Below are 14,801 nucleotides of genomic sequence, written 5' to 3' on the forward strand. Positions count from 1 at the left end.
GAACCAGTTGCGCAGGACCGCTCAGGGGCGGCCCGGTCGTCAGCTTCGGCGCGTGCCGAACCACGCCGCCGCGCCGGCTCCGAGGCCGAACACAACAGCGAGTGCGGCGATCCAACCGATGCGGGCCTTCCCGCCATCGGTCGCCTCCGACGCCGTGCCGGTGCCGGTCTCCGCGCTCGGGACCAGGGCACCGCGGTACGCCGGGCGCGGCTGCTCCTTGCCCGACACCGCGACGCCCAGCACGAACGGCACCTCGGCCCGGGACATCGTGTCGGCCGCCGATGCACTGACGAGCACGTAGTAGTCCCCTGCCACGTTCGCCGCAGCCACGGACGCCGTCGAAGAGGTGCGGTTGCCGTAGGCGACCGTCGGCGTGTGGACCTCCACCGAGCCTGCCGAGGTCTCCTGCTGGTCGACGACGCCGGCCCGGTTCGGGCTGATCACGCGGATGCTTCCGGTGACCCCCTCGCCGGCCGGGAACTGCACGGCGGCACCCAGTCGCTGTCCCCATCCCACGGGAACGCGGAAGACCTGCGTCTCGCCGGGCACGATGAGGCCCCGGTGCGCTCCTTCCGCCAGCTCGGGCGCCTGCGCGAAGGTCGGAGCCCCCGCCTGTACGGCGCCGGGCGAGATCAGCGCGACCCGCGCGCCCTCTCCGTCGGCCGCGACCGGCGTCAGCGGCTCGTCGGGAGCGGGCGCTTCCTCGGCGGCGTACATCTCGACGGGGAGCGCCGGCACCCCCGCCTGGTCGGTGCGTCGCACCACGACACCGAGCCGACGGGCATCCCGGCAGCCCTCGTCGCCGTCGGCGAGGTCCGGCACCGGGAGGTAGGCCGAAACGATCGCGTCGGTGCTCGCCGTGCCACGAGCGGTTGCCGAGCCGCAGGAGCGCTCCCCGGCGAAGGCCTCGATCTCCAGGCCGACCTCGTCACCCACGTGAGCCGGGTCCTCCGGGATGCGGACCGATGCGTGCACGTGGAGCGTCGACTCCGCGAGCACCCGCTCGAACACGAACCACCCCTCGGCGTGGCCCGTTCCCTGGGCGCCGAGGGTGTCGAACCAGGTCCCGGACCGCACCTCGGTGGACTCCGCGGCGGAGTCGCCTCCGGCTGCGGGGATGCCTCCCCCGAGGAAGACCTGGGTGGCCCGGGTGAGTGTGCCGTCGACCGCTTCCGCCAGCGCGGCCGCACCGTGCGCGTCGCGGTAGACGCCGTCGCCCGCGGCGGCGACCCGTCGCAGTGTGTCGCGCTGGGCGCCGGTGACGTCGACGCCGATGACATGGATGCGGAGGTCCGGGTCCGACGCGGTGAGCTGCGCCGCTGCCACGACCGGATCGGGGTCACAGGTGGGCGCACCGTGCGCAACGAGGACGATGGCGCGTGGTCCCCGGGACCCGAGCGCCTCTCCGGCCCGCTGCAACGCCGGGCCGAGCGGGCTCTCACCACGGGACGCCGGCGGTGACGACGGGACCAGCGCGTCGCGGAGCTTCGCCTCAGTCCCGACACGCGGTGCCAGCAGGACCCGGGTGTCGTCGCAGCCGGCGGCCTGACCCGAGCCGTAGACCTGCAGGCCGACCTCCTCGCGCGGGCCGAGGCGGGCGGCGGCACCGGAGACCGCTCGGCTGGCCGCCTCCATCCGGGTGATGCCTCCCCCGGTTTGACCGGACATCGACGCCGAGGCGTCGACGAGCAGCATCACCCGGGTCGAGTGGTCACCGTCCGCGTGGGCCACCGGAACACCGGCGGCACCGATCGCAACGGGGGCGGAGAGGAGGGCAAGGGCGAGCAGACGACGCATGGGATCTCCCAGGTGTGGCTGGCTGACGGCGGTCACTATGGCAGTCCTCGCGGCCGCCCGGGACCGCGGACTCGTCGTTCGCTTCGGCGTCATCTTGCGGCCATGCCGGGGCGATACGGTCCCGCCCCATGCGTGTGCTCTGGAAGGCGCTCGTCGCCGCCGCCCTGGTCGTTCTGCTCGCTCCTTCACCGGCACAGGCCCACCCGATGGACTTCAGCAAGGTCCGCCTCGTCGTCGAGGAGGAAGCCGTTCGCGGCACCGTCGAGATCGCGGTGCCGGCCCTGCAGCAGGTGCTCGGCTCCGACTTCAGCGCGGCCGACGAGGCCGACCTGACGGCGTACCTGCGCGGGCACATCGCGGCCGGCACCGACGGCAAGCACTGGCCGCTCTCCTTCGGCACGACCGAGACCCGCCAGCACGAGGGCATGGCCTGGGTGACGACCAGCTTCTCCTTCGCCTCGGGCGCGGCGGCGGGCAACGACTTCCTCTTCGAGTACGACGCGGTGACCGCCGAGGTGGCCCGGCACGAGGCGGATGTCGTCGTGACCGACGCCGGCGGTCACACGGTGGTGAGCGGGGTGCTGACGCACATGATCCCGGCGGTCACCATCGAGCGCGAGGCGTCGACCGGCGTCTCCGCGATGGCCGGCCAGGGTTCCCGCCACGTGCTCGAGGGTGCGGACCACCTGCTCTTCCTGATGACGCTTCTGCTCCCCGCACCCCTCGTCGCGGTGGGTGGTCGCTGGGTACGCCGCCGCTCGGTGTCGGGATCCACCTCGGCCGTCGTGCGGGTGGCCACCGCCTTCACGGTCGGTCACTCCCTGACCCTCGTCGCAGCGGCACAGCAGTGGGTCTCGGCACCGTCCGGCCCGGTCGAGGTCGTGATCGCGATCTCGGTCGGCGTCGCGGCGCTGCACGCGCTCCGGCCGCTCGTCCGTGGCGGCGAGGACCTCATCGCCGTCGGGTTCGGCCTCGTGCACGGCCTCGCCTTCGCGGGCATCCTCGCCGACCTCGGCCTGGACGGGTCGGCGTCGTGGCCAGCGCTGCTCGGGTTCAACCTCGGCATCGAGCTCGCGCAGCTCGCGGTCGTGGCCCTGGTCTTCCCATCGCTCTACGCACTCTCGACCACCCGCTGGTACGCCGGGTTCCGGATCGCCGGCGCCTCAGCCGTCCTCGTCGCCTCCACCGGGTGGGCACTGGATCGCCTCGGTGTTCTCCACAACCCGCTGGCCCCGGTCGAGGACGCGGCCGTCGGACACCCCTGGATCGTCGTGGGCGCCCTCGCCACACTCGCGATCGTCGCTGTCGCACGCGAGCGTCTGGCGCCCGAGCCACTCCCCGCCTGACCGCCCGACGTCCCCACCCGATAGTCCCTAACGAAAAGCGCCTCACCCCAGCTGGGGTGAGGCGCTTTTCGTTAGGGACTATCGCAACCTTGGGCGCGGGCCCACGTCAGGTTGCGTCACTCAGTGGCAGGTGATCGTGCCGCTGTCGCGGAACGTCTTGCCAGCCTGTGGGATGAACTCGAAGTCCGCGCTGCTGGCGCGCAGCGTGAACTTCAGGACACCGAGGGTGTCGCTGTTGCGCACGACGCTGTTCGCCGCGACGCCGTTGAAGTTGTAGTGACCGGCACCGCCCGCTCCATTGACGAACGACGTGATGCCGCGGGTGTTGTCGACTCCCCCGGTCGGGTTCATCGGCGCGAACCGCTCGTAGTTGTGGTTGTGGCCCTGGATCACGACGTCGGCGTTGTGGTCGTACAACGCCTGGTAGAGCGGGCGGACCGACGAGTCGGGCGCGTGGCTGCCCGAGGTGAACAGCGGGCTGTGCCACATCGCGATCGTGCACGGCTTCGTGTTGGCGGCGAGGTCCTGGCGCAGCCACTGTTCCTGCGGGGAACCGGCCGCGGCGTTCACCTCCGAGTTGAGCGAGATGACGTGCCAGTCGCCGACGTCCTTGGAGAACCAGCCGTTGCGGTTCGGGCCGGCCAGCGCACCGAAGTAGTCGAAGTAGCCCGAGGCACCCGAGGTCCCGTACTCGTGGTTGCCGGGGGCCGGGATGGTGCGCGCCTTGAACTGGCCCCAGGTCGGCTCGTAGTAGGTGTTGTACTCGGAGAGCGTGCCACTCGAGTAGGCGTTGTCACCGGCCGCCCAGACGGTGGCGGTGCTCGGCAGTGCGGCGATCAGCGCCGCTGTCGCCGTGTCGCCCGATCCGCTGTTGGCGATGTCGCCGGCACCGACGAAGATCGCGTCGCCGCCCCCTCCGGTCGGGGTCGGAGTGGGCGTCGGTTCCGGTGCGGTCGTGATGACCAGCTGCGGCGCGAACGATGACTCGCGCGAGTCGAAGAGCGCGTCGTCGGCATTCGTCGAGACACCGGCGAACGAGTAGGTGCCATTGCCGGTGACCGCGGCGGTCACGTCGACCTCGATCCAGGTGCCAGCGGCCACCTTGCCGAGGCTGGCGATCGTGGTGCCGTCAATGGCGGGCTGGTTGTTCCAGGTCAGGGCCGTCTCGCTCCACGAGGTGTTCGACGTGAGCTGAAGGGTTCCGGCGTTCTTGGATCCGCCGTTGCTGGCCACGTGAAGGCGCATCGTGGCGGTGGAGACAGGTTCGGTCATGCCCGACACGGTGAACTTCGTGAAGGACCGTGCCTTCGGCGTACGGTCCACGGTCACCGTGGGTGCCGTACCGAAGTTGGTGGTGGGCGAGGCCTCGGAGACGTAGGTGTCCGCGGCCGGGGCGAGGGTGACGACCGCAGCGGTGGCGCTGGGCGACGTGAGGGTGACGAGGGCGCCGGAGACGACCACCGCAGCAGCGATGGAGGCTCCCCCGGCCAGCGCGGTGCGCTTGGGCTGGAACGGCATGCGGGTGAGGCCTTTCGGAGTCTGAACTGCACGAAAGAGACAGGGCGATGCGCAAGAGACAGGGCGATAAGAGCTGTGAACGACGCTAGGGGGACGCCCGCGCGTGTCGCCTCCAACCGCGTGTGAACAGACGGCGACTCCGGAAAGTTCTGGCCGGGACCCGCCGAAATGCACCGCTGGTCCGGACCACGAGCGCAGTCCGGACCAGCAGGCAGGGTGGATCAGTGACAGGCGGTGGTGCCGCTGTCGGTCCAGGTCTTGCCGGACTCCGGCACGAACTGCCAGTCATAGCTGTTCGCGTGCAGCGTGAACTTCAGGACGCCGTAGGTGTCGGCGTTCCGCGCCTGGCTGTTGGCCGCCACGGAGGTGAAGTTGTAGTGGCTTGAACCACCCGCACCGTTCACGAAGTGCCGGATGCCGCGGGTGTTGTCGACCGCACCGCTCGGGTTCATCGGTGCGAACCGCTCGTAGTTGTGGTTGTGACCGGTCACGACCACGTCGGCGTTGTGGTCGTACAGCGCCTGGTACAGCGGCCTGACCGAGCTGTCCGGGCCGTGGCTGCCGGAGGTGAACAGCGGGCTGTGCCACATCGCGATGGTGCACGGCTTGCTGTTGGCGGCCAGGTCCTGACGCAGCCAGGTCTCCTGCGGCGAACCCGCGGCCATGTTGACCTCGGAGTTCAGCGAGATCACGTGCCAGTTGCCGATGTCCTTGGAGAACCAGCCGTTGCGGTTCGGGCCGGCCAGCGCACCGAAGTAGTCGAAGTAACCCGACGCACCGCTGGTGTGGTACTCGTGGTTGCCCGGCGCCGGGATGGTGCGCGCCTTGAACTGGCCCCACGACGGGTGGTAGTTCGTGTTGTAGTTCGACAACGTGCCGTCGGGGTAGGCGTTGTCACCGGCAGCGAACACGGTCGCGGACGACGGCATCGCCGCGATCAGGTTGGCCGTCGCGTTGTCACCCGAACCGGTGCTCGCGATGTCGCCCGCACCGACGAAGATCGGGTCGCCGCTCGGCGGGGGCGCGGTCGTCGTGGTCGTCGGGCTCGGGCTCGGCTCGGTGCCCGTGGTGATCACCAGCTGCGGGTCGAGCGTCGTCTCGCGGGAGTCGAAGTCAGCGCCGTTCGAGCTCGTCGAGCTGCCACCGATCGAGATCACGCCACTGGACGGGATCTTGCCGGTTACGTCGATCTCGTACCAGGTGTTGATCGCGACCGACCCGATGGTTCCGAGCGTCGCTCCGTCGATCGCCGGGCGGTTGTTGTAGGTGACGCCCGTCTCCGACCAGGAGGTGTTCGACATCAGCTTCCACGTGCCACCGCTGGTCGACTCGGCACCGGAAGCGTTCTTGACGTGCACGCGAAGCTTGGCGCTCGTGATGGTGCCGGTGACTCCGGTGATGTTGAACTTCATGAAGGTCTGCTGGACCTCGGAGGCGTCGACCCCGAGCGTCGTGCTGGTGCCGTAGTTGGTGGTGGCGGCGTTGCTCTGGACGCGGGTGTCCGCGGTCGGGACGACCGTGACGGTGGCGGCAGACGCACTCTGCGCCGTGAGGGTGATCAAAGCGCCGGCGGCAAGGGCCGCAGCGGTGAGGGATGCGCCGGCCGCAAGGCCCATGCGCTGCATTCGAGACTGCATCGGTGGTCGTCTCTCCTAGAGCCGAATGTTTCGGAAACTCGGGCGACCGTGACGCTAGGGAAGCCGCCTGCGTCACTGGCCCATCACGCCGTGAACACTCCGCTTCCGTTCGCAGGCTGTTCGGTGAACCATTGCGCGCGCCAACCATTGCTTCCACCTGTTCACCGGGGATCTTCCGTCCAGCCCGTATCCGGATCGCCGCAGGTCGCCAGCCGCCGACAACCTCGTGGTCTGTGTATCTCACTACGGTCACCAAGCCGAAGAACACCGATCGGGTGCGGGGACGGGTGGCGGGCAACGTCGTCGCGTTGGGTGCCGTCAGCCTGATCACCGACATCTCGTCGGAGATGGTCGCGGCGATCCTGCCCGTCTTCCTCTTCCTGAACCTGCAGCTCTCGCCTGCGGCGTTCGGCGCCATCGACGGCATCTACACGGGCGCGACCGCGCTGCTGCGGCTCGCCGGCGGCTACATCGCTGACCGCACGCAGAAGCGCAAGCTCGTCGCCGGCATCGGCTACGGCCTCTCCGCCCTCATGAAGCCGGCGCTCCTCCTCGCCGGGCGCTCGGCCGCCCTCATCGGCATCGTCATTGCCGTCGACCGCGCCGGCAAGGGCCTGCGCACGGCGCCGCGCGACGCACTGATCACGCTCTCGACGGCACCCGAGAAGCTCGGGCGCGCCTTCGGCGTCCACCGCGCCATGGACAGCACGGGCGCCTTCCTCGGTCCGCTGGTGGCGATGGCCGTGCTCGCCCTGACCTCGGACTCCTTCGACGCTGTCTTCGTCACCAGCTTCTGCATCGCCCTCTTCGGCGTACTGGTCCTCGTGCTCTTCGTCCGCGACCACCGGGAGCCGCTGGAGGACGCGCCGCGCGTCGACTTCAGCCAGGTCGGCACGATGGTCCGCACGCCGGCGGTCGCCCGCCTGCTCCTCGCTTCGTGCATCCTCGGTCTGGTCACGATCGGCGATGGCTTCGTGTACCTCATCCTCCAGGGCCGCGAGGACCTCAGCATCGCCTGGTTCCCACTGCTGTCGGTCGGCACCATGGCGGTCTACATGCTGCTGGCCGTGCCACTCGGCACGCTCGGCGACCGGATCGGCCTGCGCACCGTGCTCGTCGGTGGCTACGTCGCGCTCGGACTGGTCTACCTGCTCCTGGTGCTGCCGATCCATGGCGTGCTGTCGCTCGCCCTGAGCGTCGTCCTCTACGGCTGCTTCTACGCCGCCACCAACGGCGTGCTCATCGCACTCGCCGGACCGGTGATCCCGGCAGGCCTCCGCACGACCGGCATCGCGCTGATCCAGACCGGTCAGGCACTCGCCTACCTCGTCTCCTCGGTCGCGTTCGGCGTCGCGTGGGGCATCTGGGGTCCCGAGGCTGCCGTGAAGGTGTCGATCGCCGCCGTCGTGGTCGGCATCGCGGCCAGCTGGTTCCTGCTCCGTCGCACCGACGAAAGGGTCGACTCATGACCGAAGGGCTCAGCGACCGGGCTCGCCTCATCATCCTCGCGACCGGGGGTGCCCTCCTGCTCGCAGCCGCGCTCGGCTTCGTGCTCGTCTCCGGTCATGGCGACCGTCCGGAGCACGTGTCGCCCCGCTCCGCCGACGCGACGGGAGGCGACCTGCTCGTCGTCTCCGACCGGACGCTGACCACCGTGTCCAGCGCGGACCAGTCAGCCCCTCGCAGCGTCCACGGCGTCGAGTGCGTCCGGTCGTACGCCGCTGGCGACACTGCCGTGTGCCTGCGCCCGAAGAACGCCTGGACACACTCGCTCGTCACGATGACCGGCGACCTCAACGACGTCCACGAGTACAAGCTTCCCGGGGTGCCGAGCCGTGCACGGGTCTCGGACTCGGGCCGGATGATCTCCTGGACCACCTTCGTTGGCGGCGACTCCTACACCTCGAGCGGCATGTCCACCCGGACCGGGGTCATCGACACCAAGACCGGCGCCTACCTCCCGAGCATCGAGGAGTTCAGCGTCACCCTCGAGGGCGCGCCGTACCGGGCGGCGGACGTCAACTACTGGGGCGTGTCCTTCGCCGACGACGACAACATCTTCTACGCGACCCTCGCGACACGCGGTGAGCGCTACCTGGTCCGTGGCGACTTCGCGGCAAGGCAGGTCGAGACGCTCGCCACCAACGTCGAGTGCCCGTCGATCGCCCCGGACGGCAGCCGCCTGGCCTTCAAGCAGGCCGTCGACAACGACCCGTTGAAGGGGTGGCGGATCGCCGTCCTCGACCTGGCCTCGATGGAGGTCGACGTACTTGCGGAGGATCGCAGCATCGACGACCAGCCCGTGTGGCTCGATGCGAAGACCGTGGGCTACACCTATCGGGCCCCGGATGGAGTCCCGTCGGTGTGGGAGGTCCCGGCCGACGGCACCGGCACCCCCGTGAAGGTCGCCGACAACGCAGAGTCCCCGGCGCCCCTCACCTGAGAGGTGTCAGGCGCGGGCGCGCTGGATGGTGCCCAGGATGCCGTTGACGAAGGACGGCGACTCGTCGGTCGACAGGTCGCGGACCAGGTTCATCGCCTCGGTGATCGCAATCGCGTCGGCGACGTCGTCGACGTACAGCAACTCGTAGACGCCGAGACGGAGGACGTTGCGGTCCACCGCGGGCATGCGCTCGAGGGTCCAGCCCTGAGCGGCACCGCGGAGCAGCTCGTCGATCTCGTCCTGGTGCGCGACGACGCCACGGACGAGGTCACCCGTGTAGGGGTTCGTCGCGCCCTCGCCGTCGGCGATCGCCGTCAGCAGGGCCTTGATCGGGTCGTCGCCGCGGAGCTCGGAGGCGAAGAGGATGTCCAGCGCCCGCTTGCGGGCCTTGGAGCGTGCGCTCATCAGGACTTGACGCGGCTCTGGTACGAGCCGCCTTCGCGGGTGTCGACCTTGATCTTCTCGCCGTTCTCGATGAAGAGCGGGACCTGGATCTCGGCACCCGTCTCGAGCGTGGCCGGCTTGGTGCGCCCGGTCGCGGAGTCGCCCATGACACCCGGCTCGGTGTAGGTGATGGTGAGCTCGACCGAGGCCGGCAGCTCGACGTAGAGGACGCGGCCCTCGTTCATCGCGATGATGACATCGAGATTCTCGAGCATGAAGTCCGCGGCGTCGCCGACGATCTCCGGGCCGACCTCGAGCTGCTCGAAGGTGGTGCCGTCCATGAAGACGAACGACGTGCCGTCGTTGTAGAGGTACTGCCAGGTGCGCTTGTCGACCGTGGCCGTCTCGACCTTGGTGCCGGCGTTGAACGTCTTGTCGACGTTCTTGCCGGACTCGACGTTCTTGAGCTTGGTGCGAACGAACGCGGGGCCCTTGCCCGGCTTCACGTGCTGGAACTCCACCACCTGCCAGAGCTGGCCGTCGATGTTGAGAACCATGCCGTTCTTCAGGTCGTTCGTCGTTGCCATGAGCCGGTGCGCCTCTTCGTCGTTCGTGGGGTTCGGGTGGCCAGGGCGCCGTGCGCGCGGACCAGCGGCAGAGTCTATACGGCGAGCGGGTCCTCCTCCGCTTCCGCGTCGGATCGCCATGCCTCGACGTCGCGGGTGTTCAACGGGTCGCTACGTACTCCGGGTATGTTGCGCCGCATGAACCTCACGCCGATCCGCGCTGCCGTCGGAGCCGTTGTCGTCCTGGTCGCCGCGATGACACTGGGCTACCTCGCCAACCGAGGTGGGTCGTCCGACCAGACGCCCTCCGGCGAGAGCACGACGACGGGCACCACGGCGAGCACCACGGCGAGCACGGTGACCGGCGCTCCCACGCCGACCCCCACTCCGACCACGACGTCGGTGGTCCCGAGCAAGCCGGCCTCGGCCGAGCCGACTCAGGGCGCCTCGGCGTCATCGGCCTCATCCGGCACCCAGCGGGCGGCGCGGCCGACGCCGACCACGACCGAGATCACCTCCGACATGGGTCCGGGCGCACATGACGGCGACGGGGAGTAGTCACCCGTCGCCGCCCTGTGCGTGCATGCCGCTGAGTTGAGTCAGCGGAGCTCCCAGACCACCTTCACCGAGATGGACAGCTTCTGCTCACCGGGTTCGATCGGTGCGGACTTGAGCGCGTTTGCAGTGACCATGCTGTCCTCGGCGTACATCTGCGCATAGGGCTGCGGGCCACTGTCCGAACCGGTCTCCGTGATCCGGATGACCTTGCCCAGCTCGCGATCGGCGGCCTTTGCGAACTGCTGGGCCTTCTTGCGGGCGTCTGCGATGGCCTTGTCGCGCGCCTCCCCCATTGCCTCGTCCTTGTCACCGACCGAGAGCTTGAAGTCGTTGATCCGGGTCGCGTTGCCGCCCGCCTCGGCGGCCGCGCTGAGGACGTCGCCGGCCTTCTTGAGGTCCTTCATCGTCACCTTGACGGTCTGGGTGACGGTGTAGCCGGTGATCGTCGGCTTCCCGCGACCTTCGTAGTCGTACTCCGGCTGCAGGTCGAGTCCGCTCGTGCGGATGTCGCTCTTCTCCACGCCAGCAGCCAGCAGAGCGGCAATGACCTTGCCCTGAAGGCTGTCGGCTTCCGCCATGGCTCCCTTGGCGTCAGGCTTCGTCACCTGGACGCCGAGGGAAGCGGTCGCCCGATCCGGCACGACCGTCACCTTGCCCTGACCGGCCAGCGTGATCGTCTGCTCCCCGTTGCGCGCCGCGCCCCGGTGGCCCAGCGCGAAGGCAGCGAGGAGCACGACGGCGAGGACGGCGAGGAACGCGGTGATCTTGAGCGCGAGCGCGGTCGTGTGGTCCATGGGGTCTCCTGAAGATCGAGGGTTCAGGAGTGGGACGCGGCAGGGGCGCTGCCGGTTCCCGGACGGCCGCGGCCGGCTCTGCCCACTCAGTCCTGCGCGGTGAGCGCCGCGATGGACTCGAGCGCCTGGCGGTAGCCGTCGATGCCCTGGCCTGCGATCACGCGAGCCGCGTAGGGCGTGACGACCGAGGTGTGCCGGAACTCCTCCGGGCGCTGGCTCGGGTCCGAGATGTGCACCTCGACCAGCGGCGCGACGAGCTGCGCGCACGCGTCGAAGACGGCCCACGAGTAGTGGGTCCAGGCGGCGGCGTTGAGGACGACCGGAGTCGCGTCGTCAGCGGCCTCGTTGAGCCAGTCGAGCATCTCGCCCTCGTGGTTGGTCTGGCGCAGCTCGACGACCAGACCGATCTCCTCGCCCCACTGGCGGCACAGTTCGCCGAGCTGGTCGTGGGTGGTGGTGCCGTAGATCTCGGGCTGGCGGCGGCCCAGACGGCCCAGGTTCGGTCCGTTGAGGACCAGCACGTGCTTCATCACGAGGCAGCCTTTCCGGTCATGACGTCGTACGCCGCGCGGAGCTGGTACTCGGTCGGGCCCTCGAGCACGACCGGCGAGCCGACCTCGTCGAGCACGACGAAGCGCAGCGTGTTGCCGCGGGACTTCTTGTCCACCCGCATCGCGGCGAGCAGGTCCTCAAAGGAGGCGTTGTCGTAGGAGACGGGCAGTCCGACAGCGCCGAACGTCTCGGCATGCCGTGCGGCGAGGGCATCGTCGATGTGGCCGGTCAGGCGCGCGAGCTCGGCGACGAAGACGCAGCCGATCGCGACCGCCTCGCCGTGGCGCATGGTGAAGCCTTCGGCACGCTCGATCGCATGGGCCATCGTGTGGCCATAGTTGAGCGCCTCGCGACCCGGGTGACTGCCCGCTCCCCCGGTCTCCTTCAGGTCATCAACGACGACGTCGATCTTGACCTGGATGGCGCGCTGGACCAGCTCCGGCAGGACCTCGCCCGTGGGATCGGTGGCTGCGGACGGGTCGGCCTCGATCAGGCGGAGGATCTCGGGGTCGGCGATGAAGCCGCACTTCACGACCTCGCCGAAGCCGGAGATGAGCTCCTCGGTCGGCAGCGTGAGCAGCGTGTCGAGGTCGACCAGGACGCCCGCGGGCTCGTGGAACGCACCGACGAGGTTCTTGCCGGCTGAGGTGTTAATGCCGGTCTTGCCGCCGACTGCCGCGTCGACCATGGCGAGCAGCGTGGTGGGCACGTGCACGACCCGGACGCCGCGGAGCCAGCTCGCAGCCACGAATCCACCGGCGTCCGTGGTGGCGCCGCCGCCGAAGGTGACGACCGCGTCGGAGCGGGTGAAGCCGGCTTCGCCGAGCGCCTCCCAGCACTCGAAGATGACGTCTGCGGTCTTGGTCTGCTCACCACTGGGGAGGCCCAGTGCCAGCACGTCGTAGTCGTCGCGCAGCACGTCCATCACCGGCTGGGCCAGCTCGGCCAGCTCGGCTGCGTACAGGAACGCGACGCGCTGGACCTTGTCTCCCAGGATGGCGGGAAGCTTGCCGGCGATGCCGCGGCCGATCACGACGTCGTACGGCGACGCGCCGCCGACGTGGAGGGTGGTCTCACTGCTCAGGCCACTCATGCAGGGGGCTCCTCGATCAGGCGGATGATCTCCGCGGCCACGTCCTCGGCGGAGCGGCCGTCGGTCTCGACGGTGATGGTGGCTACGGCGGCATAGATGGGCGCGCGCTCGTCGAGCAGCTGCTTGATCCGGGCACGCACGTTGCCGAGCAGCAGCGGGCGGCCGCTGCCGAGCCCGACGCGCTTGACCGCATCGGCCAGGCCGACCTGGAGGTAGACGACCGTGTGGTCCGCCAGGTTCTTCTGCGTGACGTCGGCCAGGACGGCTCCCCCGCCGAGCGCCAGCACGCCGTCGTGGGTGTCGAGCGCGGCGGCAACCGCGTCGGCCTCGAGCGCACGGAAGACGGCCTCGCCGTCGTCCACGAAGATCTCGCTGACCGGCTTGCCGGCGGTGGCCTCGATGTCGTGGTCGGTGTCGCGGGCAGTCACGCCCCACGCGTCAGCGAGGAGGTGGGCGACCGTCGTCTTGCCCGCACCCATCGGGCCAATCAGGACGACCCGAGGACCGACCGCAGTAGTCACTTGAAGTTGATCGCGTCGAGGTAGGACTGGACGTTGCGGCGGGTCTCGCCGACCGAGTCGCCACCGAACTTCTCGATGACCGCGTCGGCCAGGACCAGGGCGACCATCGCCTCGGCAACGATGCCGGCGGCCGGGACCGCACAGACGTCGGAGCGCTGGTGGTGCGCAACGGTGGCCTCGCCGGTGGCGACGTCGACGGTGCGCAGCGCCTTCGGCACGGTCGCAATCGGCTTCATCGCGGCACGGACGCGAAGGACCTCGCCGGTGGACATGCCGCCCTCGGTGCCGCCCGAGCGACCCGACGTACGACGAAGGGCGCCGTCCTGCGTGACGATCTCGTCGTGCGCGAGGCTGCCCGGAGTGGCGGCGAGCTCGAAGCCGTCGCCGACCTCGACGCCCTTGATCGCCTGGATGCCCATGAGCGCGCCGGCCAGCTTGGCGTCGAGGCGACGGTCCCAGTGGACGTGTGAGCCGAGGCCCGGCGGCAGTCCGACCACGACGACCTCGACGACGCCGCCGAGGGTGTCGCCGTCCTTGTGCGCCTGGTCGATGCGCTCGACCATCTGCTTGGAGGCGTCAGGGTCGAGGCAGCGGACCTCGTCGTTGTCGAGGTAGGCGACGTCATCGGGCGCGGGGATCAGACCGGCCGGGGCACGGACCCCGCCCAGCTCGATCACGTGGCTGACGATGCGGGCACCGGTCGCCTGCTCGAGGAAGTTGCTGGCCACGCGACCGAGAGCCACACGGGCGGCGGTCTCGCGAGCGGACGCGCGCTCCAGGATCGGGCGGGCCTCGTCGAAGTCGTACTTCTGCATGCCGACCAGGTCGGCGTGGCCCGGACGTGGCCGGGTCAGCTTGGCATTGCGGCCGGTCTCCTTGAGCAGGGACGGGTCGACCGGGTCGGCCGACATCACGGTCTCCCACTTGGGCCACTCGGTGTTGCCGACCACCAGCGCGATCGGACCACCCTGCGTCTTGCCGTGGCGGACGCCACCGGTGATCGTGACCTCGTCCTGCTCGAACTTCATCCGCGCGCCGCGGCCATAGCCCAGGCGCCTTCGGGCGAGGGAGTCGGCGATGTCGTCGGTCGTCACCTCGACGTGTGCCGGGAGACCTTCGAGAATTGCGGTGAGCGACGGTCCGTGGGACTCGCCCGCAGTGAGCCAGCGAAGCATGGGGACAGTCTTTCATGCGTACGCCGCCGGGCCGGCGCCGCGCTGTCGTCGCGAGACTTGCGGCCCGGCCGGAGGGTTGCGGCAAACCCGTAGCGGGCCCAAGGGCAGGCTGCGAGGATCCCTCCGTGACCGATGCCCTCGCGCGTGCCCGCGCTGATCTCGCCGCGGGCCGCCCCTGGAAGGCGCGCGACCGCCTCACCGGTCTGCTTACCGTGCGGCAGGACCCCGAGCTGCTCGATCTCCTCGCCACCGTCCACTTCGAGATGCAGGACCTGCCTGCTGCGGGAGCGTTGTGGTTCGCGACCGGGCGAACTGACGCTGACGCCCTTGAGGCAATCGCGGCCAGGCTGGCGATGCAACCGGGATAGCAATCGGCTGCGTGCTGATCGCCATCGTCGCCTGCCTACTCCTGCTGAT

Annotated in this window: 15 protein-coding genes; 5 read left to right on the forward strand and 10 right to left on the reverse strand. The window is 69.7% G+C overall.

Translation table 11 applies throughout. The annotated features are described in order from the left end of the window. Positions 1-39 precede the first annotated feature (39 nt). The gene (locus D4739_RS14780; RefSeq protein ID WP_182920435.1) at positions 40-1,797 is read right to left on the reverse strand and encodes a VWA domain-containing protein; all 1,758 of its coding nucleotides are present in this window, start codon (positions 1,795-1,797) and stop codon (positions 40-42) included. A gap of 128 nt (positions 1,798-1,925) precedes the next feature. Here D4739_RS14780 and D4739_RS14785 point away from each other — a divergent pair, with 128 nt between their 5' ends. After that, complete coding sequence (locus tag D4739_RS14785) at positions 1,926-3,143, forward strand: HupE/UreJ family protein (RefSeq protein WP_120061322.1); 1,218 nt, start codon at positions 1,926-1,928, stop codon at positions 3,141-3,143. A gap of 120 nt (positions 3,144-3,263) precedes the next feature. On the opposite strand, the gene D4739_RS14790 is transcribed toward D4739_RS14785, so the two are convergent. Together D4739_RS14790 and D4739_RS14795 are read right to left on the reverse strand one after the other, a co-directional pair. Continuing rightward, positions 3,264-4,661 (reverse strand): CBM96 family carbohydrate-binding protein, encoded by a 1,398-nt coding sequence (locus D4739_RS14790; protein ID WP_120061323.1) that lies wholly within the window; start codon positions 4,659-4,661, stop codon positions 3,264-3,266. 221 nt (positions 4,662-4,882) lie between these two features. After that, positions 4,883-6,298, reverse strand: a complete 1,416-nt coding sequence (locus tag D4739_RS14795; protein ID WP_220699306.1) for a CBM96 family carbohydrate-binding protein — start codon at positions 6,296-6,298, stop codon at positions 4,883-4,885. 233 nt (positions 6,299-6,531) lie between these two features. Between D4739_RS14795 and D4739_RS14800 the strand changes: the two genes are divergently transcribed. Together D4739_RS14800 and D4739_RS14805 are read left to right on the forward strand one after the other, a co-directional pair. Beyond that, complete coding sequence (locus tag D4739_RS14800; RefSeq protein ID WP_220699307.1) at positions 6,532-7,767, forward strand: MFS transporter; 1,236 nt, start codon at positions 6,532-6,534, stop codon at positions 7,765-7,767. Then, a complete protein-coding gene (locus D4739_RS14805) occupies positions 7,764-8,741 on the forward strand; it encodes a TolB-like translocation protein (protein WP_120061326.1) in 978 nt (325 codons plus the stop codon). The genes D4739_RS14800 and D4739_RS14805 overlap by 4 nt, the downstream gene beginning before the upstream one ends. A 6-nt stretch (positions 8,742-8,747) precedes the next feature. On the opposite strand, the gene nusB is transcribed toward D4739_RS14805, so the two are convergent. Together nusB and efp are read right to left on the reverse strand one after the other, a co-directional pair. Next, the gene (nusB, locus tag D4739_RS14810) at positions 8,748-9,146 is read right to left on the reverse strand and encodes a transcription antitermination factor NusB (RefSeq protein WP_120061327.1); all 399 of its coding nucleotides are present in this window, start codon (positions 9,144-9,146) and stop codon (positions 8,748-8,750) included. Next, positions 9,146-9,712, reverse strand: coding sequence for an elongation factor P (gene efp / locus D4739_RS14815; protein WP_120061328.1), 567 nt, complete (start codon positions 9,710-9,712; stop codon positions 9,146-9,148). The genes nusB and efp overlap by 1 nt, the downstream gene beginning before the upstream one ends. A gap of 177 nt (positions 9,713-9,889) precedes the next feature. Between efp and D4739_RS14820 the strand changes: the two genes are divergently transcribed. Continuing rightward, entirely contained in the window at positions 9,890-10,249 is a 360-nt protein-coding gene (locus D4739_RS14820) for a hypothetical protein (protein ID WP_120061329.1), read from the forward strand. A gap of 41 nt (positions 10,250-10,290) precedes the next feature. Here D4739_RS14820 and D4739_RS14825 read toward each other — a convergent pair whose 3' ends face one another. From D4739_RS14825 to aroC, 5 genes are all read right to left on the reverse strand, one after another. Further along, positions 10,291-11,043 (reverse strand): SIMPL domain-containing protein, encoded by a 753-nt coding sequence (locus tag D4739_RS14825; protein ID WP_120061330.1) that lies wholly within the window; start codon positions 11,041-11,043, stop codon positions 10,291-10,293. Positions 11,044-11,129: 86 nt separating this feature from the next. Then, a complete protein-coding gene (locus D4739_RS14830; RefSeq protein ID WP_120061331.1) occupies positions 11,130-11,573 on the reverse strand; it encodes a type II 3-dehydroquinate dehydratase in 444 nt (147 codons plus the stop codon). Then, positions 11,573-12,688 (reverse strand): 3-dehydroquinate synthase, encoded by a 1,116-nt coding sequence (gene aroB, locus D4739_RS14835; protein WP_120061332.1) that lies wholly within the window; start codon positions 12,686-12,688, stop codon positions 11,573-11,575. Before aroB ends, D4739_RS14830 begins: the two co-directional genes overlap by 1 nt. After that, entirely contained in the window at positions 12,685-13,209 is a 525-nt protein-coding gene (locus tag D4739_RS14840; protein WP_420799021.1) for a shikimate kinase, read from the reverse strand. The genes aroB and D4739_RS14840 overlap by 4 nt, the downstream gene beginning before the upstream one ends. Further along, a complete protein-coding gene (gene aroC, locus D4739_RS14845; protein WP_120061334.1) occupies positions 13,206-14,384 on the reverse strand; it encodes a chorismate synthase in 1,179 nt (392 codons plus the stop codon). The genes D4739_RS14840 and aroC overlap by 4 nt, the downstream gene beginning before the upstream one ends. Before the next feature lie 125 nt (positions 14,385-14,509). Here aroC and D4739_RS14850 point away from each other — a divergent pair, with 125 nt between their 5' ends. After that, the gene (locus D4739_RS14850) at positions 14,510-14,752 is read left to right on the forward strand and encodes a DUF6584 family protein (RefSeq protein WP_120061335.1); all 243 of its coding nucleotides are present in this window, start codon (positions 14,510-14,512) and stop codon (positions 14,750-14,752) included. Positions 14,753-14,801 lie beyond the last annotated feature (49 nt).

The organism is Nocardioides cavernaquae (assembly GCF_003600895.1).
In the GTDB taxonomy this organism is placed as follows: domain Bacteria; phylum Actinomycetota; class Actinomycetes; order Propionibacteriales; family Nocardioidaceae; genus Nocardioides; species Nocardioides cavernaquae.